At 45.5% G+C, this 25,436-nt stretch carries 28 protein-coding genes and 3 tRNA genes; 15 read left to right on the top strand and 16 right to left on the bottom strand.

Annotated elements, in window-relative coordinates:
- Positions 1-4 precede the first annotated feature (4 nt).
- Positions 5-832 carry a 2,3,4,5-tetrahydropyridine-2,6-dicarboxylate N-succinyltransferase gene (gene dapD / locus ACUJFK_RS05845; protein ID WP_445426329.1) on the top strand — a complete coding sequence of 276 codons (828 nt, stop codon included), beginning with the start codon at positions 5-7 and terminating at the stop codon, positions 830-832.
- 59 nt (positions 833-891) lie between these two features.
- Here the strand turns inward: dapD and ACUJFK_RS05840 are convergent, their stop codons facing one another.
- On the bottom strand, positions 892-1,101 hold the full coding sequence (locus ACUJFK_RS05840; RefSeq protein ID WP_226749724.1) for a hypothetical protein: 210 nt from the start codon (positions 1,099-1,101) through the stop codon (positions 892-894).
- 202 nt (positions 1,102-1,303) lie between these two features.
- On the opposite strand from ACUJFK_RS05840, the gene cysZ reads away from it, so the two are divergent.
- Positions 1,304-2,065, top strand: coding sequence for a sulfate transporter CysZ (cysZ, locus tag ACUJFK_RS05835; protein WP_445426328.1), 762 nt, complete (start codon positions 1,304-1,306; stop codon positions 2,063-2,065).
- Here the strand turns inward: cysZ and ACUJFK_RS05830 are convergent.
- Genes ACUJFK_RS05830 through ACUJFK_RS05820 form a run of 3 tightly spaced genes read right to left on the bottom strand, consistent with a single transcriptional unit; the run spans position 2,062 to position 3,613 of the window.
- The gene (locus tag ACUJFK_RS05830) at positions 2,062-2,499 is read right to left on the bottom strand and encodes a flavodoxin (RefSeq protein ID WP_226749722.1); all 438 of its coding nucleotides are present in this window, start codon (positions 2,497-2,499) and stop codon (positions 2,062-2,064) included. The two genes, cysZ and ACUJFK_RS05830, sit on opposite strands and share 4 nt — an antisense overlap.
- Positions 2,481-3,314: a tRNA pseudouridine(65) synthase TruC gene (gene truC / locus ACUJFK_RS05825; RefSeq protein WP_445426327.1), complete on the bottom strand. Its 834-nt coding sequence runs from the start codon at positions 3,312-3,314 to the stop codon at positions 2,481-2,483. Before truC ends, ACUJFK_RS05830 begins: the two co-directional genes overlap by 19 nt.
- On the bottom strand, positions 3,296-3,613 hold the full coding sequence (locus ACUJFK_RS05820) for a YqcC family protein (protein WP_226749720.1): 318 nt from the start codon (positions 3,611-3,613) through the stop codon (positions 3,296-3,298). Before ACUJFK_RS05820 ends, truC begins: the two co-directional genes overlap by 19 nt.
- A gap of 108 nt (positions 3,614-3,721) precedes the next feature.
- On the opposite strand from ACUJFK_RS05820, the gene ACUJFK_RS05815 reads away from it, so the two are divergent.
- Entirely contained in the window at positions 3,722-4,018 is a 297-nt protein-coding gene (locus tag ACUJFK_RS05815; protein ID WP_226749719.1) for a DUF3301 domain-containing protein, read from the top strand.
- Here the strand turns inward: ACUJFK_RS05815 and ACUJFK_RS05810 are convergent.
- Positions 4,015-4,353: an Mpo1-like protein gene (locus ACUJFK_RS05810; RefSeq protein WP_306176967.1), complete on the bottom strand. Its 339-nt coding sequence runs from the start codon at positions 4,351-4,353 to the stop codon at positions 4,015-4,017. The genes ACUJFK_RS05815 and ACUJFK_RS05810 overlap by 4 nt on opposite strands.
- A 5-nt stretch (positions 4,354-4,358) precedes the next feature.
- Positions 4,359-5,009, bottom strand: a complete 651-nt coding sequence (locus ACUJFK_RS05805; protein WP_445426326.1) for a GNAT family N-acetyltransferase — start codon at positions 5,007-5,009, stop codon at positions 4,359-4,361.
- Between the two features lie 157 nt (positions 5,010-5,166).
- Between ACUJFK_RS05805 and ACUJFK_RS05800 the strand changes: the two genes are divergently transcribed.
- On the top strand, positions 5,167-5,409 hold the full coding sequence (locus tag ACUJFK_RS05800; RefSeq protein ID WP_226749716.1) for a DUF2789 domain-containing protein: 243 nt from the start codon (positions 5,167-5,169) through the stop codon (positions 5,407-5,409).
- A 7-nt stretch (positions 5,410-5,416) separates the two neighbouring features.
- On the opposite strand, the gene ACUJFK_RS05795 is transcribed toward ACUJFK_RS05800, so the two are convergent.
- Positions 5,417-5,794, bottom strand: a complete 378-nt coding sequence (locus tag ACUJFK_RS05795) for a DUF3192 domain-containing protein (protein ID WP_306176970.1) — start codon at positions 5,792-5,794, stop codon at positions 5,417-5,419.
- A gap of 183 nt (positions 5,795-5,977) precedes the next feature.
- On the opposite strand from ACUJFK_RS05795, the gene ACUJFK_RS05790 reads away from it, so the two are divergent.
- Entirely contained in the window at positions 5,978-6,280 is a 303-nt protein-coding gene (locus ACUJFK_RS05790) for a hypothetical protein (RefSeq protein WP_226749714.1), read from the top strand.
- The gene (locus ACUJFK_RS05785) at positions 6,267-7,049 is read left to right on the top strand and encodes a DUF2310 family Zn-ribbon-containing protein (protein ID WP_445426325.1); all 783 of its coding nucleotides are present in this window, start codon (positions 6,267-6,269) and stop codon (positions 7,047-7,049) included. Before ACUJFK_RS05790 ends, ACUJFK_RS05785 begins: the two co-directional genes overlap by 14 nt.
- On the opposite strand, the gene syd is transcribed toward ACUJFK_RS05785, so the two are convergent.
- On the bottom strand, positions 7,028-7,585 hold the full coding sequence (syd, locus tag ACUJFK_RS05780) for a SecY-interacting protein (RefSeq protein ID WP_445426324.1): 558 nt from the start codon (positions 7,583-7,585) through the stop codon (positions 7,028-7,030). The genes ACUJFK_RS05785 and syd overlap by 22 nt on opposite strands.
- Before the next feature lie 60 nt (positions 7,586-7,645).
- Here syd and queF point away from each other — a divergent pair, with 60 nt between their 5' ends.
- From queF to ACUJFK_RS05740, 8 genes are all read left to right on the top strand, one after another.
- Positions 7,646-8,488 carry an NADPH-dependent 7-cyano-7-deazaguanine reductase QueF gene (gene queF / locus ACUJFK_RS05775; RefSeq protein WP_445426323.1) on the top strand — a complete coding sequence of 281 codons (843 nt, stop codon included), beginning with the start codon at positions 7,646-7,648 and terminating at the stop codon, positions 8,486-8,488.
- Between the two features lie 413 nt (positions 8,489-8,901).
- Positions 8,902-10,458 (top strand): diguanylate cyclase, encoded by a 1,557-nt coding sequence (locus tag ACUJFK_RS05770; RefSeq protein ID WP_445426322.1) that lies wholly within the window; start codon positions 8,902-8,904, stop codon positions 10,456-10,458.
- Between the two features lie 32 nt (positions 10,459-10,490).
- On the top strand, positions 10,491-11,849 hold the full coding sequence (gene ppnN, locus ACUJFK_RS05765; protein WP_445426321.1) for a nucleotide 5'-monophosphate nucleosidase PpnN: 1,359 nt from the start codon (positions 10,491-10,493) through the stop codon (positions 11,847-11,849).
- A 2-nt stretch (positions 11,850-11,851) separates the two neighbouring features.
- Positions 11,852-12,661, top strand: a complete 810-nt coding sequence (gene xni, locus ACUJFK_RS05760; protein WP_445426320.1) for a flap endonuclease Xni — start codon at positions 11,852-11,854, stop codon at positions 12,659-12,661.
- Positions 12,662-12,667: 6 nt separating this feature from the next.
- On the top strand, positions 12,668-13,072 hold the full coding sequence (locus ACUJFK_RS05755; protein ID WP_445426319.1) for a DUF3192 domain-containing protein: 405 nt from the start codon (positions 12,668-12,670) through the stop codon (positions 13,070-13,072).
- Entirely contained in the window at positions 13,053-14,714 is a 1,662-nt protein-coding gene (locus ACUJFK_RS05750; protein WP_445426318.1) for a hypothetical protein, read from the top strand. The genes ACUJFK_RS05755 and ACUJFK_RS05750 overlap by 20 nt, the downstream gene beginning before the upstream one ends.
- Positions 14,715-14,871: 157 nt before the next feature.
- Positions 14,872-15,879 carry an isocitrate dehydrogenase gene (locus ACUJFK_RS05745; RefSeq protein WP_226749705.1) on the top strand — a complete coding sequence of 336 codons (1,008 nt, stop codon included), beginning with the start codon at positions 14,872-14,874 and terminating at the stop codon, positions 15,877-15,879.
- 52 nt (positions 15,880-15,931) lie between these two features.
- The gene (locus ACUJFK_RS05740) at positions 15,932-16,159 is read left to right on the top strand and encodes a VF530 family protein (RefSeq protein WP_226749704.1); all 228 of its coding nucleotides are present in this window, start codon (positions 15,932-15,934) and stop codon (positions 16,157-16,159) included.
- Positions 16,160-16,364: 205 nt separating this feature from the next.
- Here ACUJFK_RS05740 and ACUJFK_RS05735 read toward each other — a convergent pair whose 3' ends face one another.
- The 8 genes from ACUJFK_RS05735 to ACUJFK_RS05700 form a co-directional block, all read right to left on the bottom strand.
- On the bottom strand, positions 16,365-16,931 hold the full coding sequence (locus ACUJFK_RS05735) for a nucleoside deaminase (protein ID WP_445426317.1): 567 nt from the start codon (positions 16,929-16,931) through the stop codon (positions 16,365-16,367).
- Complete coding sequence (gpt, locus tag ACUJFK_RS05730; protein WP_226749702.1) at positions 16,928-17,401, bottom strand: xanthine phosphoribosyltransferase; 474 nt, start codon at positions 17,399-17,401, stop codon at positions 16,928-16,930. The genes ACUJFK_RS05735 and gpt overlap by 4 nt, the downstream gene beginning before the upstream one ends.
- Before the next feature lie 20 nt (positions 17,402-17,421).
- Complete coding sequence (gene deoD, locus ACUJFK_RS05725) at positions 17,422-18,123, bottom strand: purine-nucleoside phosphorylase (protein ID WP_226749701.1); 702 nt, start codon at positions 18,121-18,123, stop codon at positions 17,422-17,424.
- 13 nt (positions 18,124-18,136) lie between these two features.
- Positions 18,137-19,348, bottom strand: coding sequence for a phosphopentomutase (locus ACUJFK_RS05720; protein ID WP_445426316.1), 1,212 nt, complete (start codon positions 19,346-19,348; stop codon positions 18,137-18,139).
- 185 nt (positions 19,349-19,533) lie between these two features.
- Complete coding sequence (locus tag ACUJFK_RS05715) at positions 19,534-21,693, bottom strand: prolyl oligopeptidase family serine peptidase (protein ID WP_445426315.1); 2,160 nt, start codon at positions 21,691-21,693, stop codon at positions 19,534-19,536.
- A gap of 473 nt (positions 21,694-22,166) precedes the next feature.
- Positions 22,167-22,242: transfer RNA gene (locus ACUJFK_RS05710), tRNA-Phe, on the bottom strand.
- A 7-nt stretch (positions 22,243-22,249) separates the two neighbouring features.
- Positions 22,250-22,325, bottom strand: a tRNA-Thr gene (locus tag ACUJFK_RS05705).
- Positions 22,326-22,365: 40 nt separating this feature from the next.
- A tRNA-Phe gene (locus ACUJFK_RS05700) sits at positions 22,366-22,441 on the bottom strand.
- A 225-nt stretch (positions 22,442-22,666) separates the two neighbouring features.
- On the opposite strand from ACUJFK_RS05700, the gene ACUJFK_RS05695 reads away from it, so the two are divergent.
- Positions 22,667-25,414 carry an ATP-binding protein gene (locus ACUJFK_RS05695; protein ID WP_445426314.1) on the top strand — a complete coding sequence of 916 codons (2,748 nt, stop codon included), beginning with the start codon at positions 22,667-22,669 and terminating at the stop codon, positions 25,412-25,414.
- Positions 25,415-25,436: the final 22 nt, after the last annotated feature.

The raw sequence follows: 25,436 nt of genomic DNA, 5'->3' as shown, positions 1-25,436 counted from the left end.
ACGAATGTCTGACTTAAAAAACCTTATCGAAACGGCGTTTGAACAACGTGCTGACATTACCCCAAAAACCGTGACCGCCGAATTAAAACAGGCTGTCGAGCAAGTGTTAAGCATGCTGGATAACGGTAGCGCCCGTGTCGCAGAAAAAATTGCCGGTGAATGGGTAGTACATCAATGGCTGAAAAAAGCGGTACTGTTATCGTTTCGGATCAACGATAACGAAGTGATGGATGGCGCCGAAAACCGCTTTTTTGACAAGGTACCAATGAAATATGCTAACTACACTGATGCACAATTCCGTGCCGATGGCGTGCGAATTGTACCGCCTGCTGCCGTGCGTCGCGGTAGCTACATTGGTAAAAACGTGGTGGTGATGCCGTCTTACGTTAATATTGGTGCTTATGTGGGCGAAGGTTCAATGGTTGACACATGGGCCACCGTCGGTAGCTGTGCGCAAATTGGTAAAAACGTGCATTTATCAGGCGGCGTTGGCATTGGTGGTGTGTTAGAGCCACTGCAAGCAAACCCAACGATTATCGAAGATAATTGCTTTATCGGCGCACGTTCTGAAGTGGTTGAAGGCGTTATTATTGAAGAAGGCGCAGTACTCTCAATGGGCGTCTATATTAGCCAAAGCACCCGTATTTATGATCGTGAAACGGGGCAAATTAGCTATGGTCGCGTACCTGCCGGCGCAGTTGTCGTGCCAGGTACCATTCCTTCTAAAGATGGCAGCCACAGCTTATACGCTGCGATCATCGTGAAAAAGGTTGATGCGCAAACTCGTGCTAAGGTTGGTATTAACGCGCTATTACGTAGTATTGAAGAATAAACCTGAATACTGATAAGTTCACACCTTGCTGCTAAAATAGCAAGGTGTGTTGCTATGCATTAGCGTGGTGCAAACATAAATAATGCCCACAACACCGCAGCGCCAATGGCAAATACCGTATATTCTAAACGTTTCTCAAAGCGTAACTCTGCATCTTTATTGGCTGGCACAACGATAGCCGATACCAGACATACTAGCGCGGTTATCAGTAATAACAATGTTACTGCAAACTCCACTGCTGAACCTAGCTCTACTAACCACACGGACATTTCATACCTCTGCTTATTAGCTTATTGAAATCGGTCACATCTTAACACAATGCGCGCTATGGCTGCAGTGACGCCAGCAAAAGACGGTTAAAAACCTCAACAGCAAATGGCGAGATTTTGTTACGTTTTGTCACAGTCTATGCAGGGTTTTCTGGTACGAAGTCGGTATACTAGTTTAAACAGCCAGTATTCGGAGGACATAATGTTTTACTTTTTTAAAGGGCTGCGCTTGCTGGGGCAAAAAGGCTTAAAACGTTTTGTGTTAATACCCTTACTGATTAATTTAGTGCTGTTCTTTATGGCGTTTTATTGGATGTGGCAACTGCTACAGTCGTTTATTGTGCATATTCAGCAATGGCTTCCGCAATGGCTGCATTGGTTAGAGTATTTATTGATCCCGCTGGGGGTGATGTCATTACTGCTCAGTTTTGCCTATAGCTTTACGATGGTCGCTAATTTTATTGCCGCGCCCTTTAATGGCTTACTCAGTGAAAAAACCGCCTCGCTACTCAGTGGCAAAGCGATCCCCGAAGTGAGTTTGCGACAATTTCTGCATGACGCGCCGCGTTTACTGGCGCGAGAATGGCAAAAACTGTGTTATCTATTACCTCGGGCTACCATCCTGTTTATTCTGTGTTTATTGATCCCGGTGGCGGGCCCCTTTCTGTGGTTTTTTATCAGCGCCTGGTTCTTTAGCCTGCAATATCTCGATTACCCGTTTGATAACAACAAGGTGAGTTTTACCGAGCTAAGACGTCAACTAAGACAAGCGCCTGCCCTCAGCTTATCTTTTGGCAGTGCCGTGGCACTCTTTAGCATGGTGCCGTTGCTGAACTTATTAGTAATGCCGGCCGCGGTATGCGGCGCGACAGTTCTGTGGTGTGAGCGTTTTGCCGAACACTATGATCCGGCATTACAGGCACCTGGGGCCCGTAGTTACCAGAAGTTAAACAAGTATTGTTAGAAGTGCTCAGCTAACCAAGGCAATGCAACATCTTCAGCTTGCAAGGTTTCACCGGCATCGATCTCTAACATCGGCGCCACCGCACTGGCTTGTAACTCAACAAGTAGCTCATTAACCTGCTGGCCAGCCGCACAAAAAGTATCATAACTGCTATCACCTAAAGCAATAACAGCATATTTTTTACCGGTTAATAGCGGAAACTGATCTTTGCAAGCCATATAAAAAGGAAACAACGAATCGGGAATATCACCCTGACCAGTCGTTGAAGTGATCACTAACCAACAATCCGCAGCAAAGGCTAACACCTCATTTAATTCTGCTGGTTGAAACCATTGCACCTGATAACCCTTGTTGGTTAATAACGGTAGCGCTTGCTCTGCAACATACTCTGCACCACCGTATACACTACCGACCATTATGGCGATTTTTTGCATGCTTGTGTCTCCAGAAAAAAATTAAACTGCTGGCGATAGTAAGCGGAGTCTACCGGCCAATTAAAGTGAGTAAAAAGTGTTGTTAATTCGTTTAGCCCTGCTTCGAGCAACAACGGCTGTCCGGTAATCGGATGGGGTAAGCGTAACGTGAATGCGCACAATAATAAACGATTGCAAGCAAACTGTTCACGAAACATCGCATTATGTTTACCATCACCATGGCTAGTATCACCGACAATCGGGTGGCGTAAATGGGCCATATGCCGGCGTAATTGATGTTTTCGGCCAGTGATGGGCTGCAGCGCCAGCAAGGTATAACGCGAGGTCGCATAACGACTAACAGGGATCGGCAACTCCACGCGTTGTAATGGTGAATAGCGACTAAACGCAGCTTGTGCGGCTTTATTCGCAGCGGCAAACTTGTCGGCAATCTTATCGAGTTGCTCGGTTAAAGCATAATCTAACTCACCTGCGGCAGTCACATAGCCTCGAACCACCGCTAAGTAACCTTTTTGCCACAGCCCTTGCTGATTTTGCTCTGATAATAACCGTGCCACCTCAGATGACAAAGCAAACAACAGTACCCCTGACGTAGGTCGGTCAAGCCGATGCACCGGATAGACATGTTGACCAATTTGATCGCGTACGGCCTGCAGTGCATAACGGCTGATTTCTTTGTCTAAAAAAGAACGATGCACCAACATGCCACTGGGTTTATCGACCGCAACCAGATACTCATCTTGGTATAAAATCGTTAAAGGTTCAGCAAAAGTGGAAGCTTCGGTGAGGTCATACGCTAGGGTTTGTTCAGACACAGATCTAACCTTGTAATCGCCGCTAACAGCGGTTGAATCTTCTCGTCTCGCCCGGCATACACCTGCTCTGCCATCGGTAAAATAGCGACTTTATTCGGTAGCGGTTGACCGGCAGCAAGCATCGTCTGCAGACGAGGAATTAAAACAAATTGCAACCACTGCTCCAGCGGCATGCTATCACAACAAAAAGGCATCGAACTGGCCATCGCCTGCGGCGAAGGTGGCTGCTGACTATACAGACCGGCTTGTTTTAGCGCTTGCATAATATCGGCTAGCAATAGGCTCAGGTGCTGACTCATACGGTTCCTCTCTGCTACAAGGCGGCAATTCTAGCACATTGTTGCTGCAACGCAGCATCTTGTAAAACCGCGAAGCAAACGCCATTATGTGGCTAACAAGGAGAAGCAATGACATCAATTTGGTTACTACTGCTGTTAGTCAGCGTAATTTATGGGTTTTGGATGCAACGTAAACAAGATGAGCGAGCTTTTGTGTTAGCACGCCAATTATGTCAACAGCATCAATTACAATTTTTAGAGTGTGGCCGCAATCGCCATCATTTTCGCAAATTGCAGCAAGGTTGGCGCTTACTCACCAGCTATCAGGTTGACTTTAGCAGTGATGGTGAGAGCCGCTATCAAGCAGAATTGCTATTAAGCGGCATGCGTGTGGCAAATTTTACTTTACCCGCGCATCGTATTTAAGACGGGGGCGATGTCCGGGCCAGGTGTTGTAATTTGCCGCTTAACTGGCCAGTTAAAAAGTCTTTATACATCACCCAATCGGCTGCCAAACTATAGAAAGGATAGTTAAACGTGGCCGGTTTATTATGCTCAAACAATAAATGGCCCAACCAAGCAAAGCCATAACCAATGACAGGTAAACTGAACAGCCATAGCCATTGTTGTGTTAACACTGCCCAAAACAGCACGACGAGCACTAAACTGCTACCCATATAATGTAAAGCCCGACATAGCGGATTGGCATGCTCGCTTAAATAATAGGGATAAAAATCGGCAAAACAGGTAAAACGTGCCATACCGTTTAACCTTGAACCGACTGACGGGCGCGAAACATTAAAGTGCCACTGACTGAGCCAAAAGCAAGCTCACTGACTTTTTGATATTGCTCATCTGCAAAAAAAGCGTGGTACTTTGCTAATGTGACAAAAACACCAATCCCTGCAGACGATGGATCTTCATCAACTAAGCCATCCACGGCCGCAATTAAATAGTGGCCCAACCCCGCATGCTGATATTTCGGCGCCACGGCAATAAAAGCCAGCATGTGATAGCGTTTTGCCGGCATGGCCGCATGAATTTTTTCTTCTTTATTTAACAGCTGTTTGGTAGAAACAAAGCCGGCAGTTAACAGCATTTTTAAACGCCAATGCCACAAACGACTGCTGCCAATGCCTGAATCTGGCCCGACTACACAGGCTACACCCAGTAACTGCTCTTGATTAAACAAGCCGATGATTGGCTGCCCGGCTTGCCAAAAAGTATTCAGCTCTTCGCGAATAGCGGAGCGCAAACGCGCTTCATAATCCGTGTCAGCAGCACGAAAAATTTCCATAAAAAGTGGGTCATCATGATAAGACTGAAATAACACTGAAGCAGCCAGTTTTAAATCTTCGCCTCCCAGCAAACTGGCCGTTAATTGAGAGGGTTCAAAATTAGTTACCTGAGCTAACATGCGGCACCTGCTATTGTTGTTGTTTTTTTATTCACAATAGCAGTGTCATGCTAGGTTGCCAAGTATGATTTTTACAGACGATGTATCGTTAATCACGCTAAATCACCGTGCAAAAAAGGTAATAAATACTATTCTTAACGTCAAACAGGAGTAAAAAATGGATACCACAGCAACCACGTTAGAAAATTTATTCGCGCAACTCGGTTTAGCCAATAGTACTAAAGCGATTGAAGACTTTATTCAAACGCACCAATTAACCGAAGACACCAACATTGCCAAAGCACCCTACTGGAATGAAGCGCAGGCGAGCTTTATTAATGAGGCACTACGAAATGATGCAGAATGGTGCGAAGTGATTGATCAATTAAATGCGCAACTACATCAAGTTGCTGCGCAATAACCGCTACTTATAAATAATTGTAGGCTTTCTCACCCCAACCACTGAGTTGATCGCCATGAAATACAATAGGCGTACATTCATCTTTTGTGGTTTTATTATCTCGGCGATTAAGTTGTGTGCGATAAAACAGCACTTGAACTTGCTCGCCGTTTTTCTGAAAGGCCTCGGTGAAATCAGGTGCACCGAGTAAAGTTTTTACTTCTGCTACGGAAAAGCCTAACTGTAACTGGTTAATTTTTTTCAAATTTTCATGTTGTGCTTTATCTGAAGCCAATTGATTTTTTGGCTCATCCGTATTGCCAATAGCCACGACACAACCACTTAACCCCAACACCAGAAACGCCACTACACCGGCTTTAATCATTTTAGTGCCCATACCCGACATAAGTCTTCTCCTTTTAAGTAATGCCAGTAATCAATAAAGTATGATACTTAACACGCCAAACCAAGCAAAATTGACACCAATTTTAAAATATTATTAATTTCAGCAACTTAAAAACATAGGGCTTTTGCTAAGGCCAAGGGAGTGGTAAATTAAACTACTTTTTGGTGAACCAGACGATCCGCTATGACCACAGCCATCCGTTTATTACAACACGCTGCAGCCCAATTGCGTCAAGAAGGCAAAAAGCCCAGCTTAGCGCTGTTTAAAGCGAAACTAACTGGGCAACTTAATGCACCAGAACTGTTTACAGCATACCAGCAATGGCGCCAGCAGCCGATCGCCGAAGAAGATCCTGCATTGGTCGCCGATCTGGCATTTAGTCGGCCCATCAATGCCGAGCAAGATATGAGCAGCCAGCTTAACCGCATTGAACAGAAACTCGATTTATTAATCAGCTTGTTAGAAAACAATAATGTATCTCGCTGAGTTACGGTTTCGGGTCATCGCTGATACCGATTTAACGCAGGCAGAACAAGCTATCCGTGCTTATATTGAAGCCTTAATCTTTAATGGCCAAGTATTAGGCAGAGAGTTTCCTACCGCATGGCAACAAGATACGTTTAGCAGCCGGGTTGTACTGGCCAGCCAAGATGCGCTTGCCAGCAAATGGCACAGTAATAGAGTACGATATGCTGAGCAACAATTAACCGAGGCGGGCCTCGGCTATGCCCAACACACCTTACTTGGCGCTGATTTGATGTCACAGCAAACCTGTGAAACCCTTCCCAAGAGCCTGATATTATTTACTAGCTTCGCCGATACCTGCTCACCTTTACGTTGTGCTGAAACCTTGCGACCCGTGCCACTCTTTTGGTTAACCGCAGCAGAAGACGATTTTGAAGCATTGATCCGCTGGCAGATCCAATATCAGGCCTTAGATGAAATACAGTTACAAGAAGATCGGGTACTACCGAAGATCGCCGAAAACAGTCTGCAGCAATTACATAGCAAATTAAATCGACGCGGCCGCCAATTGGCACAGCAGATCAGTCGACTTAATCAGCTGCCGATCTGGTATGCCCTTTACAGTGGCAGCAGTTCGGATTGTCAGCAAGACGCTAATAAATGTTGTCCCGGCTGTGGTGCTGATTGGCGTCTGGCGACGCCACGACTCGAGATGTTTGATTTTCAATGCGATAACTGCCAATTACTCAGTAATATCGCATGGGAGTGTCAGTCAAAACAAGCGTCGTAAACTTGAGGAGTTAAACTGGCTAGAAACGACGGCAGATCATCGGCAATTTTTTCCGAAACTTCTTTCCCAACATGCTCTAAGAATACCTCTCCGGTACTATTTAACACCGACAACATAATGTTGGCGTCATCAGTTACGGCAAAAAATACCGTGGCTCGCTGTTTTAAGCGTTGCTTCATTAAAATGTGACCAATAATGTTTTCTTGCAAACGGCTAATATCATCTTGATTCCAAGGCAATAGTAAAGCTAACTTGCCACGTGGATGCCCTGCGGCCATATTCGCTGCATAAAAACAGCTGTAAAAAGCTTTAATGGAGGGATGCAGCATTAACTCTAATGCTTGCTCAATATTGCTAAAATCCGCGGCGGGTTGCTGGGCAACAGGTAGCCAACTGACCTGATCCTCGGCTAACCATTGCTGTTGGCAAGGAGAAGGGCTAGCTGGATCGGCCCATGCCGTTAATGGCTGCGCCGTGGCCTGATGCCAAGTGACACTGTGTTCGATAAATTTTGCCAACGCTTGTTCAGTAGACACCTCTACTCCTCGGGACAGTTATGATAATATGCGCGGTATTGTAGCTAAAAAGACAGAGAAATGACAAAAAGCCATACCGACATTCTGGCCGACTTAAGTCTAGGCAAGATTACCGATTATGTTGATCACTACACTCCTACGCTGTTACAAGCGGTTCCTCGTAGCTTAGGCCGCCAAACACTTGGCATAAGCGATGCTGACCTGCCCTTTGTTGGTCAAGATATCTGGCACGGTTACGAACTATCTTGGTTAAACGCCAAAGGCAAACCCATGGTGGCGCTGGCGACTTTTGTGGTCCCGGTAGACTCGGCCAACTTAATTGAATCTAAATCCTTTAAATTGTATTTAAACAGCTTTAATCAAAGCCGCTTTGCTGATTTAGGTCAGGTTTATCAAGCATTACAACAAGACTTATCGGCGTGTGCTGGTAAGCCAGTGCAAGTTAGCCTGCATAATGTAAGTGAAATTATGGCGTTTCAAGCAACCTGGATCCCAGGTATCTGTTTAGATGAATTAGATATTAGCGTTGACCAGTATCAGTACGATGCCAGCCTACTGGCATTAGAGCCGAACCGAGATCGCGTTGATGAAAAGCTGCATTCGCATTTGTTAAAATCAAATTGCTTAATTACCTCGCAACCCGATTGGGCCAGTATTTATATTCATTATCGCGGCCCAGCACTGTCGCATGAAGCCTTATTAAAATATTTAATCAGCTTCCGCAGCCATAACGAATTTCATGAACAATGTGTAGAACGCATTTACACGGATTTATGGCGCTTTGCCAAGCCCGAATTTTTAGCAGTATATGCGCGCTATACACGCCGTGGTGGCTTAGATATTAATCCATTACGCAGCAGTGAGCCTTATCAGGCACCCAATATTCGTTTAAGCCGCCAATAATGTAACCCATCACGTACCCCAACACAAAAAAAGACAGCATATCGCTGTCTTTTAGCTTTTTTTGGCTTTAATTCAGTAAAATGATGCTAAAACATGAAAGCCAATAAGAAATATTACACATGCACTTTCATTTCAGAGGTGATTCTGCTTTAATAGTCACACCTGTTGATGCTGACAACAGGCAATAGCAAAATGGAACCTGATAATGTTACATCTTACCCCTACAGAAGAAACTAGCTGGCTGCCTTACTACCTAACAAAGTAAGCCAAGCTAAAATAATAAGAAATATCGAAAAGCGAGCTTAAGCTCGCTTTTTACTTTAAGTTTTTTAGCATTACGCTACCTTCTTAGCCCAGTCTGGGGATATACTTGATTCATCAAGACTCTTGGAACCCTTAGTAAGGTGGCAGCATTGCAACAAGACCTGAAGCAACAACTTAGCCAAGCCGTTTCTGCTCGAAAAACCTTAGAGCAAACTTACCAAAAGCAGTTTTCACTGCTTTCGCAGCTTGTATTACGCTTATCCTTACTAACAAAAGGCATTGATTTAGAACTGGATAATCGACTAGCAAAGTTACGCAGTGCGCTAAGTAAAAGTGCAGATCTGGAAAATGTCTTACCTTTAATTAATGATATAAGCAGCAGCTTGCAAGCGCTTGAAAAGCAACAAGAGCTTGAAATTGTTAAGATCCAACAAGAACTGACCCAAGCAGGCAAAATGCTGCAACAACAGCGGGGTTTACCTGATCAATTACGCCGCGATTTACGCCAACTGTTAAGTAAAGTTGAGCAGCCCACCGCAACCTTACAAGCTTTTTTGCCGCAACTAACGCACCTTGCGCAACTTTACCAAACCGCATTAAGTGCGCATCAGGATGCCAAAAACAGCAACGTTTTAAGTGATGGTCATGATGAGCATGAGCGCTATGCACATGTTTGTCGGCAATTGACTTTAGAACTGAGTAATTTACTGAGCGAGCTCACCTTTACCGAAAAACACGCTCCTGCTGCCGAACAAATCAAGGCCAGTTTACTCGGTTCATTGACTATTGAAGACCTCTTTAATGCCTGTTTAACCACCATCAACATTATCGCCAATGGCTTGCAAGAAGAGCGGCAATCCTCTGAAAACTTTTTATTAAAGTTGAATGCAGCCCTTGCCAGTGTGCAACAAGCTGTTGAAGCAACCTTACTAGATTCAGGGCATTTTCAACAAAAACTCGCCACGCTAAATCAAAAAATTGAAAATCAAATCGATGACCTAGGCAAACAAACTAAAAAAGCACAGTCTTTAGAACAACTTAAAAGCTTGGTTATCGTGCGAATGAATGATTTAACCGAGTCATTAAATGAAAAAGAACGGCTAGAACAACAAGAGAGAAAGAAGCTGCTGGGCAGCTTGGTTGTGATGGAGAGCCGCGTCAAAGAATTAGAGCGCGATGCTAAAAGTTTTAAAGAACGTCTCGCCGAGCAAAGTATTCGCAGTGCTCGTGATACTTTAACGGGGATCCCAAATCGTGCTGCATACGAAGCTCGCCTAGATCTAGAATTTAAACGCTGGCTACGCCAAGGCACGCCGCTATGTATTATTTTAGGTGATGTAGACTTTTTCAAGAAAATTAATGACAGTTACGGCCACAGTGCCGGTGATAAAACCCTTCGGGTTATTGCCAAAATACTACAACAATCGATACGGCAAACAGATTTTTTAGCCCGTTACGGTGGCGAAGAATTTGTGATCATCATGCCCGATACTAAACTGAGTCAAACCAGTGAGCCGCTTAATTTAATAAGAGAAAAAATCAAAAAAATTCCGTTTAAATTTAAAAATGAACATGTGCGTATTACCATTTCTTTCGGAGCCACAGAGTTTTTAGCCGGTGAACAACCGCGCCAAGCATTCGACCGCGCCGATGAAGCCTTATACCTCGCCAAAAAGGGCGGACGGGACCAAATAGCATTAAAGTAACAACGCTGTTGCCCGCAATCAGGAGATTGCCGATGCAAGTACACCTTAACCCATTGGGTGCTATGGATTTATTATCCCAATTAGAAGTTGAACGTTTACAACAAAATACCGAAAACGACACTTATCAACTGTTTCGCAATTGCGCCCTTGCGGTGCTGAATGTCGGCAGCCATACCGACAGTTCAGCGGAAATCTACGAACAATATCAAGATTTTTCGATTAAGTTACTCAGCCGCGAGCGCGGCATCAAAATTGAATTAAACAATCCTCCGCAAAGCGCCTTTGTCGATGGCAAAATTATCAAAGGGATCCATGAACACTTGTTTGCGGTGTTACGCGATATTTTGTTTTATCACACCCGTCATAGCGGCGAAACTCACCCTTTAGATTTTAATAATGGCGTGCATCTGACGCACAGTGTGTTTGATATTTTGCGGAATGCTCGTGTCATCGATGCCACCAGTGAACCGGATATGATTGTTTGCTGGGGAGGCCACTCTATCCGCGAAACAGAATATCACTACACGAAAGAGGTGGGTTATCAACTCGGTTTACGCGGTTTAAACATTTGTACTGGCTGTGGCCCGGGCGCGATGAAAGGTCCCATGAAAGGGGCAACCATTGGCCATAGTAAACAACGTATTCGCACTGGTCGCTATTTAGGTTTAACCGAGCCCAGTATTATTGCTGCCGAGCCACCCAATCCGATTGTAAATGAATTAGTGATCTTGCCAGATATCGAAAAACGCTTAGAAGCTTTTGTGCGCGTGGCACACGGTATTATTATTTTCCCAGGGGGCGCTGGTACAGCGGAAGAGTTACTGTATTTGGTCGGCATCATGCTAGATAAACGTAACGCTGAGCAACGACTTCCAATCGTTTTAACCGGCCCTGCCAGTAGTGCAGCTTACTTTAATGAAATTGCCGATTTTATCCAGCAAACACTTGGCGCTGAGGCATTAGCCTTGCTGGAAATCATTATTGATGATCCGGCGGCTGTGGCAAAACGCTTAAAACAAGGTTGTCAGGATGTGCGAGCCTATCGTAAATCCGTAGGTGACGCTTACCACTTTAATTGGACCTTGGATATCGCGCCTGATTTTCAACAACCTTTTATCCCAAATCATCAGAATATGGCCGCACTCGACTTGCACCTCGATCAGGACAAAGCGAAACTAGCGGCTAATTTACGCCGCGCATTCTCGGGTATCGTGGCCGGTAATGTTAAAGACGAGGGCATAAAAGCCATTCGTCAGCATGGCCCCTTTATTCTCAGTGGCGAGCCAGTTTTAATGCGTTTGATGGATAAATTATTGGCGGCTTTTGTTGAGCAAGGTCGCATGAAATTGCCTGGCAGCAAATACGAACCCTGTTATCGGATCTCTCAATAATTATGGCTAGAGTAATACTATTAGATGCGCTTAACCTGGTCCGTCGCTTGTATGCGGTACAAGAGCGCCCCTACCTGCCTTTAGCGGAAGAAGTCGCAGAGGGTACGCGTCAGCAAATCATTAGTAATACTCAACAAATGCTACTGCAAACGTTAAGCCGCCTGCGCCAAGAGCTGCAGGCCACTCATGCGTTAATGGTATTTGACGGTGACAATAGCAGCCAGTGGCGACAAAAATTATGCGCCCTGTACAAAGCCAATCGTAAGCCCATGCCCAGTATTTTAGCCGCTGCCCTGCCCGACTTATTAACCGCTACCGAGCTAAGCGGCGTGAAATGCTTTCATCAGGCTGAATATGAAGCAGACGATGTGATTGCCACTATTGCCACCAAGATACGCCAGCACCAACAAGACGTGGTTATTGTGTCAACCGATAAAGGCTATTTACCGCTACTAGGCCAAGGTGTTGAGATTTATGATCCTTTCGCCCGACACTATGTCAGCCGCGAACAGGTAAAAGAAAAGTTTGGTGTGCAGCCAGAGCAACTCGTCAGTTGGTGGAGCTTAGTGGGTGATAGTACCAATAATATCCCGGGAGTAAACGGTGTGGGCCCCAAAGGTGCTGAAGAATTTATGGCACTAGGCCGCAGCTTAAATGATGCCTTGCAACACCCTGATTGCCCGAAAAAATTGAAACTAAAAATCACTGAGCAAAAACAAGATATTATTCTTTATACTCAAATTTTGACATTGCAAACTCAATTAGAGCTGGGTTTAAACTTACAAGATATACGCTTAACGGAGTCATCGTAGTCGCTTATGAAATTTAAAACCCTGCTATGGTTTGCTGCTGGTGTTGTACTCTATTTTCTGAGTACTTTCGCTATTTTGCGTTTTTATCCCGATGACCCGACTCAAATGAATTGGCAAGACCGCGAATCTTTTAATGCTAAAGTGATACAACGCCTTGATCTGAAGCAACCCCTCGCGCAGGATGCGCTGATCAATCGTTTAGGCAGCCCCGATATTACCGAAGCCTTTGTGCTTAATAATCAAGTTTATCAACTATTGTACTATCGTACTCATCGTAAAGCTGCAGACGGTATTACCACTGCAGACGAATGTACCGCCTTATTATTTATTAATCGCCAACTGACCGCCATAGGTGACGACGCCACGAAACACTATCTGGAGCAGCAACCGCATGCCGGATCAATCGATTAATTGGCTACGTAGTTACCAACAACTGCCCTTGTTAAGCCAAGCGCTAGCGCAAGCCGATACACCTGAAACCTTGCAAAGGGTTATTCAACAAGCGCGAGAACTGCATATCCAACTGCAACAAAGTAGTGAAATTAATTTAGCCGCAGCAATGGCGCAATTATCCTATATTCCCTCGGAAGAACCGGCTACGGTAAATCGCACCATCAAAAGTTGGGTGCTGTTGATGCTATGGACTCGCCTGAAACATTGGCCAAAAGCACGACGCGATCTATTAGGGGTAGCCGTGTTATTGGCCGGTTGTACAACAGCACACAATAAGATACCAGCGGCATTACAATTAGCCAAAAAACTGAAAGAACATAAAAGCGGCGGCATTATTACCACGGTACTCGCTGGCACTTTTCATCGCTTACAAAAACGCCTACCTTGGCAGGGGCATCACGACAGCCCACTATTAACCTTAGCCATTGAGCTGGGTTATCAATTACAACCGGAAAAGGGCAGCGCACCGGCTTTAGAAGTACTGTTAGCGCGCTGGATTATCGGTTCTAATGATGAGTTAGTGTTAACCGAAATCAGCCAGTTAATACACTATGCACCTGCATTGTACTTGTGTGGTCGAGTTGCCAGCGATGAGCAAGACAACTTTTGGCTACTTTGCCATGCGGATAATCACAGCGAAGGCTATCAGGCGTTGCAATACTGGCCAGAACACCAACGTTTAGCCGAGCATCCGACTAAACGTAATTTGGATGAATTGAATATTTTGCCACCGGCTAAGCTGATCCAGCAACACTGGTTAGCTAAAGTCAGTATGCCAAAGCGACCCGAAGTGCCCATACTCAACCCAAATGACCTAATGCAGCAGTCTATTTTAGGCAGTTTAAGTCACAGCGATTTAAATGCTCAGGTTAGCTTACTGGAAAAGCATCCGGCTATTGCTCAATTGTTACTCGAGAATGCCACTGCCAGTAATCGGCAGAAAGTAGCAGTGAACAATTTACGTCATGCGCTTGCCAGTTTCGGTCAAGCACAGTTGCCGCTTGCGGTAGCACGCGCCGAACTGCAGTTTTACCTGCAATGCCAGCGCAGTAATCAGCATGCTTGGTTATGGCAATTACAACAGGCGCTGTATCATAGCTTATTCCTATTAGGCCAACACTTAGCACAACCCTTATCACAGCAACAAGCTGGCTTAATCGCCTGTTGTGCCAGTACGCCACTGTGGCATCACCCTAGCCTGCAAGCCGTACCGGCCAGTCGTCTCGTCCAACATCAACATTTACTGAGCCAACTCGTACAAAAATACCTGCTGGAACCGGTTAAAAGTCAGCGTTTGACGGCAGCACTATTGCATCATTATCAGTTAGAAAGTTGGGCTGAAGGCGCCATGTGTCAATATACACAACATATCGAAGGGATGCCTTGGACCTTGGCCGAGCAACAAGGCTTGCTGTTACGGTTGGCCTGGCAGCTGACATTTAGCGTATTTTGTTATCCGATGGCGCAGCAGAGCACCCAACATCTGCTTCAACAAGCCACAACTACGCTATCATTACCGCTTAAATCATTAAAAGAATGGCAGCAACTGCTGCTGCAGTACGACGGGCTGTTTTATCCGCTAAATAGTGAATTTGCCTAACACAAGTTACATTCACCAAACTTATAGCACCTATCAAAGTCGTGACTAGCTATCCTGCGCGGTAAACTGGCTTAAAACCCGCTGCAGCGCTATAATGAGAACGCTTTCAGGCCGAGGCCTGACTATAAATATCAAAAATATACAGCTAAGGATTTCCATGAGCAAGCAAACGATTACCGTGATTAAAGGCGATGGCATTGGCCCAAGTATTGTTGAAGCCGCGATTCAAGTACTGGAAAAAGCCGGTTGTGATTTTGACTACGAATACGTGGATGCCGGTTTGACCGCGCTGGAAAAAACCGGTGAATTGCTACCACAAGCCACCTTAGACGCTATTCTTAAAAACAAGATCACACTCAAAGGCCCTTTAACCACGCCAGTAGGTGAAGGCTTTACTTCAATTAACGTAACCTTACGTAAAAAGTTTAACCTGTACGCTAACGTTCGCCCGGTGATCTCATTTAAAGGCACCAAAGCCCGTTACGAAAATATCGATATTATTACCATTCGTGAAAATACCGAAGGTATGTATTCAGGCCATGGCCAAACCGTGTCAGAAGATGGTCAAACTGCGCAAGCGTCAAGCATTGTCACTAAAGAAGGCGCGCGCCGTATTGCCGAGTTTGCTTTTGAAACCGCACGCCGCGAAAGCCGCAAAAAAGTCACCATCGTGCACAAAGCCAATATCTTAAAATCGACTTCAGGTTTATTCCTGAAAACGGCGCGCGAGGTTGCTCAGTCGTATCCGGATATCGAAGTTCAAGAAATGATCGTTGATAACACTTGTATGCAACTGGTCATGAACCCACAGCAGTTTGACGTAATTGTGACCACTAACTTATTTGGTGATATTTTATCGGATCTCTGTGCAGGCCTTGTGGGTGGTTTAGGCATGGCGCCAGGTGCGAATATCGGTAAAGATTGTGCCATCTTTGAAGCGGTGCACGGTAGCGCGCCAGATATTGCGGGTAAAAACCTAGCAAACCCAAGTTCAGTGATCTTAGCGTCCATTCAGATGCTAGAATACTTAGGTATGAAAGATAAAGCCGATAAGATTTTAGCGGCATTAACTGACGTGATCGCCAGCGGTGATCGCACCACGCGTGATTTAGGGGGTAGCTTCGGCACAACCGACTTCACTGCAGCCCTGATCGAACGTTTATAACATCTGATAGCCAGCGCCAGCAGCGATTGCCGCTGGCGTAATGGGAAACCACATGACACAAACAAATAACCCCTTGCATGGCGTTACGCTAGAACAAATTGTTACTGCGTTAGTGGTGCATTATGGTTGGCCCAAGCTGGCAGAGCAGATTGACATTAACTGCTTTAAAAAAGATCCGTCGGTAAAAAGTAGCCTAAAGTTTTTACGGCGTACCCCATGGGCTCGCGAAAAAGTCGAAGCGCTTTTTATCAGCAATAAACTGTATAGCAAGGTTAATTGAATGGAAAAAGCCAGCTAACGCTTAATTAAAGTCAGTTAAGCATGACCTGTTTGCTCTAAATCAACCGTTGAAGGCCATGGATGGCCGGAATCGAGCCTCAGGGATGATTCATGGCGTGTTGATGTGAGCAAACCTCGTCATGCTAAACACTAAATGATCGGTATTATGCTAACGCTGGCTTTTTTATTAATGCTATTGTGATAGCTTAACCATTATAAATGGTGCCACCCTCTTGCAAATAATGCTTTAGCACTGCAGCTGCGGCATCACGCTCAACTAACCGCACCACTTCAATACCCACATCGGTTAGATATTGATAGCTTTGCTCATATACAGGGCCTTCATCAAAGCCAATCGCTCGCGCATCATCGGCGGTTGCCGCACAGACCAAACGCTTCACCCCACTCCACAAGGTGCCGCCTAAGCACATAGCGCAAGGCTCACAGGAGGTAAACAACTCGCGCTTAACACCATCTGCAGACAAGCTAAAGCTTTGCAGTGATTGCTCAGCCAGCATAATCGCCATCATCTCGCCATGGGCAGTGGAGTTACTTAACGGCATGACCCGGTTAACCCCTACACTGAGTAACTTTCCGCTTTCGATATCAAAAATCGCACTACCAAAAGGGCCACCCGTGCCACGCAATACGTTTTGCCGAGATAACTCTATGGCTAGCGCCATTTTTTGCTGATCGTTTTGATACGTCTGCTGCCAATCAACTACCTCGTTGATCCAGTCAGGCAGCGTTAAAGTCAGTTGAGTAAGGCTCATACTTCCTCGGCCAGTGGTTTACTGTAGGCTAACTCCATATCCCAAGGTAACTGGATCCAAGTATCTTGCTCGATATCCGTGACGTAGTTATCCACTAACGGCTTACCCTGTGGTTTGGCATATACCGTAACAAAACGCGCCAGCGGAAAACGCTCGCGCAGTGCCTTTGCCGTTTCACCGGTATCGACCAAATCGTCGACCACTAACAGTTTGGCCGAATCGGCTAACTGCGCGTCTTTTAAGATCGTTAAACTACCTTGCTTATCATGATCGTAACTGGCCACACAGATACTATCGACGGTACGAATATTCAGCTCACGCGCCAAGATGGCTGCTGGTACTAAACCGCCCCGGCTTACCGCGACGATGGCATCAAAGTCTTCGGCTAACAACTGACGTGCCAGCTCTTTCGTGGCGCGATGAAACGCTTCCCAAGACACATAAAACATTTTATTGGTGGTTAATGACATAATCAGCAATCCCTCGTTGTTTACAGACAGCCTAAGGCGACTTCAACCATTTCATTAAAACTGGTTTGACGTAACTCGGCACTTAAGGCTTCACCGGTTCGGATATGATCACTCACGGTAAAAATGGCTAATGCATTAATGCCATACTCTGCTGCCACACCGTACAAACCGGCGGCTTCCATTTCCACGGCCAACACACCGTATTTTTCGAGGGTATCGAATAACGTTTCACTGGGGTTATAGAATAAATCTGAAGTGAACACGTTACCCACTTTGACATCAATTGACTTAGCACGGGCTGCGGCAACGGCTTTTTCTAACAAACCAAAACTGGCCATTGCGGCAAAATCTAAACCGCCAACACGATTACGGTTAACCATAGAATCGGTGCTCGCGCCCATACCAATTACCACATCCCGCACTTTAACCGATAACGGTAAAGCACCACATGAACCGATACGGATGATGTTTTTTACATCGTAAAATTTGACTAATTCAGTGGCATAAATAGACATAGACGGCACGCCCATACCTGAACCTAATACACTGACTTTTTTACCTTTATAAGTACCGGTATAGCCAAACATATTGCGTACCGTGTTAACGCAAACGGCATCCTCTAAAAACGTTTCAGCAATATGTTTTGCCCGCAGTGGATCGCCAGGCATTAACACGGTTTCAGCAAAAGCGCCCGCAGGGGCATTAATATGTGGAGTTGCCATAATTTCTCTTTAATTAATTCAAATCAGCTAAGAAAGATGCACCGTATGCCATGGCATCCAGCGCGAAATAGTCGGCCAAGGTTTGGCCCATATCAGCAAAACTCATGCGTTCGCCAAGATCAACACCGTTTAACCCTTGTTTGTAAACCAGCACTGGCACATATTCGCGTGTGTGCTCAGTACCCGGCCAAGTGGGATCGCAACCATGGTCAGCGGTAAGTAATAACAAGGTATCTTCATCACAGGCATTAATCAGCTCTGGCAAGCGGCTATCGAAATACTCTAATGCCTCGCCATAACCAATAGGATCGCGGCGATGGCCAAAGTTTTGGTCAAAATCGACCAAGTTGGTAAAAATTAAACTGTTATCCGGCTGTTTGGCCATTTGCGCTAAAGTGGTATCGACCAAATGCGCTAAACCATTGGCTTTTAACGATTGCGAAATACCCTGATGCGCGAAAATATCGGCAATTTTACCAATACTGATCACCTGACCACCTTGCTGCACCAATTTATCGAGTACAGTCGGCGCAGGTGGTAATACTGAATAATCACGACGATTACCCGTTCTGGCATAGTTCTCTGGCGCAGTACCCGTAAAAGGCCGAGCAATGACGCGGCCAATATTATATTTGTCGAGCAGTTCGCGGGCTACTTCACAAAAGCGCAGTAAACGCGCTAAACCAAAATGCTCTTCATGCGCAGCCACTTGAAACACGCTATCAGCTGAGGTGTAACAAATCGGCTGGCCTGTTTTAATATGCTCATCGCCCAATTTCACCAAAATATCGGTACCTGAGGCGTGACAATTACCCAAGATCCCGCTCACACCGGTGCGTTGGCATAACTCGGTAATTAATTCTGGCGGGAAGCTGTCTGTTTTAGCGCTAAAATAGCCCCAATCAAATAACACCGGAACACCGGCCATTTCCCAATGACCACTGGGTGTATCTTTACCACTACTCAGCTCACGGGCATAGCCATAAGCACCATGCAGCGAACTGGCATCTGCGACTGTCGGTGCTTGGCCCTGACTGGCGGCGGTACAGGCTTTTACCAAGCCTAAACGCGCAAGGTGAGGTAATTGCAAGGCTCGTTGTTTCTGTTCGGTAAAGGTTCGGGCAATGCTGGCAAAGGTATTAGCGCCTTCGTCACCAAACTTTGCGGCATCCGGCGCACTGCCGATCCCAAAACTATCGAGGACTAAAATTACTGCTTTTGCCATCACATACTCCTGTGCAGAACAGCCATTGTTGGCGATGTTATTTTGCCAGATAGCGCTAAGCTAACAAAATAAAAAGGGCACGCAGCTTAATACGCCACGGCCGTTTTAGCAACACCTTGGCAACTTATCGCTACTGAAAACGAAAATGGCGTCCGAAGACGCCATAACCCTTCGCCATGAAGCGCTTATTTCGGTAACTGACTATAGCCCATATTAAACAGCGTAAAGCTGTAAATATCTGCGGCTTGATCAATCACCATCGCCACCGGCATACCCGCACCATGCCCTGCATTAACGTCAATGCGAATAAGCTGAGGCGTTGCTTTGCTGGCTTTGGCCTGTAGCTCTGCAGCAAACTTAAACGAATGCGCAGGCACCACGCGATCATCGTGATCGGCTGTCGTAATCATGGTAGCAGGATAAGTGATACCTGCTTTCACGTTGTGTACTGGCGAGTAACCTTGCAGATAGTTAAACATGTCGGCTGATTGCTCTGACGTACCGTAATCATAGGCCCATCCCGCACCGGCGGTAAAGGTATGATAACGTAACATATCAAGTACACCCACTTGCGGGATCGCCACTTTGAACAGCTCTGGCCGTTGTGTCATGACTGCACCCACCAATAAACCGCCATTTGAACCACCGCGAACAGCGGTTTTTTCTTTGGAAGTGTATTTTTCTGTTTGCAGATATTCAGCCGCAGCAATAAAGTCATCAAACACATTTTGCTTTTGTAATTGTGTACCGGCGTTATGCCAGGCTTTACCGTACTCACCCCCACCACGAATATTGGCCACCGCATAAATACCGCCCATTTCCATCCATACCGCATTCGCTACGCTAAAAGATGGGGTTAGGCTGATATTAAAACCGCCATAACCGTACAAGATGGTGGGGTTGCTGCCATCGCGTTTTAAATCTTTACGATAGCTGATGATCATCGGCACCTTAGTACCGTCTTTAGAGGTGTAAAAGACCTGCTCAGACACGTAGTTGCTTGGATCAAAATTCACTTTCGGCTGGTTATACAGCGAAGTTTCACCCGCTTTTGGCTCAAACGCATAAATAGAACCCGGTGTAATGTAGTTAGCAAAGCTAAAATACAGCGTATCCGCCTCTTTTTTGCCACCAAAGCCGCCCACGCTGCCTAAACCAGGTAATTCGATATCGCGAACCAACTGACCGTTCATATCATATTGTTTTACCTTGGCAATCGCATCGACTATGTAATTAGCGAATAAAAAGCCTGCTCCGCTACTAATACGCAGCACATGTTCAGTTTCCGGGATCAGCACTTGCCAATTTTCTGGCTGCGGTGCTTTTGCCGACACTTTCACCACTTTACGATTAGGCGCATCACGGTTAGTTGCTAAGATGAGCATATCACCGTCACTGTCCACGAGATCCACATCTGAATCGGTATCGGTAACAATCGCAACAAACTCACTATTGGGTTGGGTGAGATCTTTCACGAAAAGCTTATTACCCGACGTCGACACCGCAGCGGACACTAACAAATAACGATTATCTTCTGTCACTTCAGCGCCTACATAACGATGTTTCTGGCCATCTAGGGCACCGAATACGACCGGATCCGCTGATTGAGGCGTGCCAAGCTTGTGGTAGTACAACTTGTGCTGATCAGTCATGGCAGAGAGTTCACTGCCATCGGGTTTGTCATAACTAGAGTAATAGAAACCTTCGTTCCCCTGCCAAGCAATACCGCTAAACTTAATATCAATCAGCGTATCGCCAATTTGTTGCTTGGTCTCAGTGTCGATGACGATCACTTTACGCCAATCGCTGCCGCCTTCTGAAATGGCATAAGCGGCCAGTTTACCGTCTGCAGAGAATTGAATATCGGCCATGGACGTTGTGCCGTCAGCGCTAAAAGTATTGGGATCTAAAAACACTTCGGCAGCGCCATCGCCTTTTTGGCGATACAACACAAACTGATTTTGTAAACCGTCATTCTTGTAAAAATAGGTGTAATCACCTTCTTTAAACGGTGCGCTAATCCGCTCATAGTTCCACGATTGCTGTAATTTATCGCGGATCTGATCCCGAAATGGGATCTGTTTTAAATATGCGAAAGTACTCTCGTTTTGCGCTTTTACCCAGCTTTCAGTCTCACTGCTACGATCGTCTTCTAACCAACGATAAGGATCGGCGACTTGCGTACCAAAATAGTTATCAACCACATCACCTTGGCGGCTCTGGGGGTAGTTAATTGTGCTTTGTTGCTGAGTGACAGTCACATTTTGCTCCGGGACGACATCTTGCTTAGCACCGCCGCAAGCGGTTAAGACCGCGGCAGCCAATAAGGTTAAGGCAAACTTCATACAGGTGGACTCCAGTTTTATTGTGATTATAGGAATTAACACCTGAGAGCTTAACAAAGACAATGCTGTTTGCCTATTTCACTGAACGGAATTTTCTGTGGATTGATAGGAGGCTCAATTCGATTTTTAAAAGCAAAACGCCAGCTCGAGGCTGGCGTTTTAACTATAATGGTGCCCAGAGGCGGACCACATCGTCGGGAACGATGTGGAACAGCTTTGCTGGCCCGCAGGGCGAGGCGCAGGATGCGCCGAGTAATCGAAGATGACGCCGTGGGCGATAAAAAGCAAAACGCCAGCTCGAGGCTGGCGTTTTAACTATAGTGGTGCCCAGAGGCGGACCACATCGTCGGGAACGATGTGGAACAGCTTTGCTGGCCCGCAGGGCGAGGCGCAGGATGCGCCGAGTAATCGAAGATGACGCCGAGGGCGATAAAAAGCAAAACGCCAGCACAAGGCTGGCGTTTTAACTATAGTGGTGCCCAGAGGCGGAATCGAACCACCGACACGCGGATTTTCAATCCGCTGCTCTACCGACTGAGCTATCTGGGCAAAAGGATGGTGCCGCTTATCCGAGTCGAACGGATGACCTACTGATTACAAGTCAGTTGCTCTACCAACTGAGCTAAAGCGGCAGCGACACTGTAAAATGTTAAACAATGGCACCAAAATTTATGGTGCCCAGAGGCGGAATCGAACCACCGACACGCGGATTTTCAATCCGCTGCTCTACCGACTGAGCTATCTGGGCAATGCGGCGTATTAAACGGATTTTGCCGAGTTAAGTCAATAAATATTTTTGAAAAGCATACTGACAGCTTATAACTTGAACAAAAAGACCGTTTTCGAGTACTAAATATACTGCGAGAAGCTAAAAACAAACTGCTAAAATTACTGCTTTTGCTGGCAGAAACTTGTTAAGCTAGAAAATTGCAGTTTCGGTTAATTTTGTTTCATTTAACGCTATGGAAGGTCAATGGAAAACACCCATTTTACTAAACCAATATTTTTTCGGTTGGCGATAATTTTACTTATTTGTCTTGCCATTCAAACATGGTTATTTGGCTGGTTTACCGCTTCTGCGCAGCGCAGTTCTGAACAACTGCAACGACTCACTGCAGAAAGTATGGTATTGGCACAAAGCCTTAGTCTGGTGCCCACTGATGATAAAGTCTTACAACAGCAGTTATTTTTACAAGCGCGCAATAATGATCCCAGCCGAGCGTTCTATCTTTACAGCGTGACGGCCAAAGGTATAGAGCTTGAATTCAATACGGAAAATTTACCAAATGTGGTGCCCTCACCGACCCTCTCAAATATGGCCATTCGCCAAGACGATTTACTAATTGTGCACCGCATTTTACCAGGACAAACAAATAAAGTTTTAGTGTCATTACAATTACTGCCCCCGCCCAATTATCAACCCGCTCTATTTGCGTTATTTATCGGGCTAGTCACGGGGTTATTGTTACTCGCAGGCATCAGTTATCACTTATCGCAATATTTTAGGGAGCGGTTACTGCCTTTGGTCTTAGGCACACGCAACGCCTTAGAGAAAGAACAGTTTGTACCCGGTTTTGACAGCCATGAAAAAGATGTCTTTGGGCTGTTAGCTGAGCAAATCAATACCGTGTTTTATCGGCTACAACAAAGCACACAAGCCTTGAAAGCCTCAGAAGATAACATCAGCCAATTAAAGCAAGAGGTTGAGCATCGCATTAAAGAACGTACCGATGCCTTAGAAACTGCAAAATTAACGGCTGAAAAAGCCAATGAAGCCAAGTCGACTTTTTTAGCCACCATGAGCCACGAAATTCGTACCCCTATGAACGGTATTATCGGCACGATCGACTTGTTACGTAAAACGGAATTAAGTAATCCGCAATATCGCATGACTGATACGATCCGAGAATCATCGTTTTCGTTATTACGGATCCTCGATGATATTTTGGATTTCTCTAAAATCGAAGCCGGCAAGCTTGAGCTTGAAAATATCCCCGTGTCGCTGGTCGATATCATTGAAGCAGTGGGCCGCATCTTAGTCTCAGTGGCCTATCAGCGACAAATTGATTTAAAAATTTATATCGATCCGCGCATTCCCGATGGCTTAATGGGCGATCCTGTACGCTTACGGCAAATTCTGTATAACTTGGCGGGTAACGCCATTAAATTTACAGAAACCACAACAGAGAAAACCGGTGTGGTATTGGTCAGCGCTCGGTTATTAGAAGAGAACATGGATTTTAGCCAAATCCAATTGACAGTGTCCGATAACGGCCGCGGCATGACCCAGCGGCAAATTAGTTATGTTTTTCAGCCCTTTAACCAAGCAGAAGGTTCCATCACCCGGCGTTTTGGCGGTACAGGTTTAGGTTTATCTATTTGCCAATACCTCACCTCTTTAATGTATGGCGAGATAGATGCGAAGAGTGAACCGGGCAAAGGCTCTGAATTTCGAGTACGGCTGCCGATGCACCGCATTGAAAACGCTCGTTATCTGTCACAAAGCTTACTCAAAGACTTATCTATTTGCCTGTTTAGCCAAGATAGCGATAATCAACATCACTTATCAGACTACCTGCTATTTTGCGGAGCCAACTTAGATATCGTGCTGAGTTTAGAGGCTCTGCATCTTCGTGCCGAAAATCAACGAGAAGATGCGAAAACCCAGACGATTTGGTTGCTGGATGCGACCTATGAACAAATATCGGCAAGCGAAATAACACATTTGGTCACTCACCCCAAATTATCAAGTGTAAAGTTTGTGATTATCACTAACCAAACTGAATTAGCCGACTTGCTATTTGATAATGTTATTTATGTGCATGGTTGCCCGATTTGCCGCACACAAATCCTCGATGCCGTACAAATTATCTGCGGCCTAAAAGCGCGTCCAAAACAAATTATCCAACCCACTAACCAAGCTTCATTGCAAGCTCCCAGTATTGAAACCGCACGAAAAAATCGTGAACTGGTTTTGTTAGCTGAAGATAATCAAATGAACCAGCGCGTCATCGTAGAACAGTTAAGTGCTTTAGGCTATGCCGTCGAAGTAGCCGATGATGGCGCTATCGCTCTTGAAAAATGGCGTGAGTATCATTACCCACTGGTATTAACCGATTTGCATATGCCTAATCTCAGTGGTTATGATTTAACCAAAGCTATTCGCTTAGAAGATTTACATCGACAAGAGGATAGCCAATTTACTCGTATTATCGCCATTACCGCAAATGCGATGAAAGGCGAAGAGCAAAAATGTCTAAGCGTGGGTATGGACGCTTATATCACCAAACCGATTGAACTGGTCACGCTAAAAAATGTCATGCAAAAATGGTTACCGCTAAAACAGAGTGCTAAAGAATCAGCACAAGATACTGTTGAGCAAAATAATCTCTCACCGATTTGTTTTACCACTTTAGCCAATTGCCTGGGTAATGACCCAGTAAAGCACGAAGAATATTTAAATTATTTTATTAGCGAAGCGACCCCCGTCATTAGGAAATTATCGCAATTAAACACGAGTCAGCAGCGTCAGGGCATTCGAAGTGAAGCTCATCAATTAAAAGCCATGGCAAAGAGTGTCGGGGCTTTACAAGTGGCCAACAAAGCGTTGAGTTTAGAGAAGATTGCGGAAACAGCAGATTTAAGTACGGTAGCGGAAACGATTGAACAATTAACCGATCAGTTTCATAACGTGATCCATTATGTGAAACAGCGCTATTGATGCTGACAGGCGTCAGCATCAA

This window comes from Alishewanella sp. HL-SH06 (assembly GCF_052656265.1).
Note: the sequence above shows the minus strand (reverse complement) of the source record. Positions and strands in the feature narration are given on the sequence as shown.

Bases quoted from the DNA above. Each gene is read 5' to 3' on its own strand.
- dapD (WP_445426329.1), top strand. From the start codon at position 5: ATGTCTGACTTAAAAAACCTTATCGAAACGGCGTTTGAACAACGTGCT.
- ACUJFK_RS05840 (WP_226749724.1), bottom strand. From the start codon at position 1,101: ATGTCCGTGTGGTTAGTAGAGCTAGGTTCAGCAGTGGAGTTTGCAGTA.
- cysZ (WP_445426328.1), top strand. From the start codon at position 1,304: ATGTTTTACTTTTTTAAAGGGCTGCGCTTGCTGGGGCAAAAAGGCTTA.
- ACUJFK_RS05830 (WP_226749722.1), bottom strand. From the start codon at position 2,499: ATGCAAAAAATCGCCATAATGGTCGGTAGTGTATACGGTGGTGCAGAG.
- ACUJFK_RS05820 (WP_226749720.1), bottom strand. From the start codon at position 3,613: ATGAGTCAGCACCTGAGCCTATTGCTAGCCGATATTATGCAAGCGCTA.
- ACUJFK_RS05815 (WP_226749719.1), top strand. From the start codon at position 3,722: ATGACATCAATTTGGTTACTACTGCTGTTAGTCAGCGTAATTTATGGG.
- ACUJFK_RS05810 (WP_306176967.1), bottom strand. From the start codon at position 4,353: ATGGCACGTTTTACCTGTTTTGCCGATTTTTATCCCTATTATTTAAGC.
- ACUJFK_RS05805 (WP_445426326.1), bottom strand. From the start codon at position 5,009: ATGTTAGCTCAGGTAACTAATTTTGAACCCTCTCAATTAACGGCCAGT.
- ACUJFK_RS05800 (WP_226749716.1), top strand. From the start codon at position 5,167: ATGGATACCACAGCAACCACGTTAGAAAATTTATTCGCGCAACTCGGT.
- ACUJFK_RS05795 (WP_306176970.1), bottom strand. From the start codon at position 5,794: ATGTCGGGTATGGGCACTAAAATGATTAAAGCCGGTGTAGTGGCGTTT.
- ACUJFK_RS05790 (WP_226749714.1), top strand. From the start codon at position 5,978: ATGACCACAGCCATCCGTTTATTACAACACGCTGCAGCCCAATTGCGT.
- ACUJFK_RS05785 (WP_445426325.1), top strand. From the start codon at position 6,267: ATGTATCTCGCTGAGTTACGGTTTCGGGTCATCGCTGATACCGATTTA.
- queF (WP_445426323.1), top strand. From the start codon at position 7,646: ATGACAAAAAGCCATACCGACATTCTGGCCGACTTAAGTCTAGGCAAG.
- ppnN (WP_445426321.1), top strand. From the start codon at position 10,491: ATGCAAGTACACCTTAACCCATTGGGTGCTATGGATTTATTATCCCAA.
- xni (WP_445426320.1), top strand. From the start codon at position 11,852: ATGGCTAGAGTAATACTATTAGATGCGCTTAACCTGGTCCGTCGCTTG.
- ACUJFK_RS05755 (WP_445426319.1), top strand. From the start codon at position 12,668: ATGAAATTTAAAACCCTGCTATGGTTTGCTGCTGGTGTTGTACTCTAT.
- ACUJFK_RS05750 (WP_445426318.1), top strand. From the start codon at position 13,053: ATGCCGGATCAATCGATTAATTGGCTACGTAGTTACCAACAACTGCCC.
- ACUJFK_RS05745 (WP_226749705.1), top strand. From the start codon at position 14,872: ATGAGCAAGCAAACGATTACCGTGATTAAAGGCGATGGCATTGGCCCA.
- ACUJFK_RS05740 (WP_226749704.1), top strand. From the start codon at position 15,932: ATGACACAAACAAATAACCCCTTGCATGGCGTTACGCTAGAACAAATT.
- ACUJFK_RS05735 (WP_445426317.1), bottom strand. From the start codon at position 16,931: ATGAGCCTTACTCAACTGACTTTAACGCTGCCTGACTGGATCAACGAG.
- gpt (WP_226749702.1), bottom strand. From the start codon at position 17,401: ATGTCATTAACCACCAATAAAATGTTTTATGTGTCTTGGGAAGCGTTT.
- deoD (WP_226749701.1), bottom strand. From the start codon at position 18,123: ATGGCAACTCCACATATTAATGCCCCTGCGGGCGCTTTTGCTGAAACC.
- ACUJFK_RS05720 (WP_445426316.1), bottom strand. From the start codon at position 19,348: ATGGCAAAAGCAGTAATTTTAGTCCTCGATAGTTTTGGGATCGGCAGT.
- ACUJFK_RS05715 (WP_445426315.1), bottom strand. From the start codon at position 21,693: ATGAAGTTTGCCTTAACCTTATTGGCTGCCGCGGTCTTAACCGCTTGC.
- ACUJFK_RS05695 (WP_445426314.1), top strand. From the start codon at position 22,667: ATGGAAAACACCCATTTTACTAAACCAATATTTTTTCGGTTGGCGATA.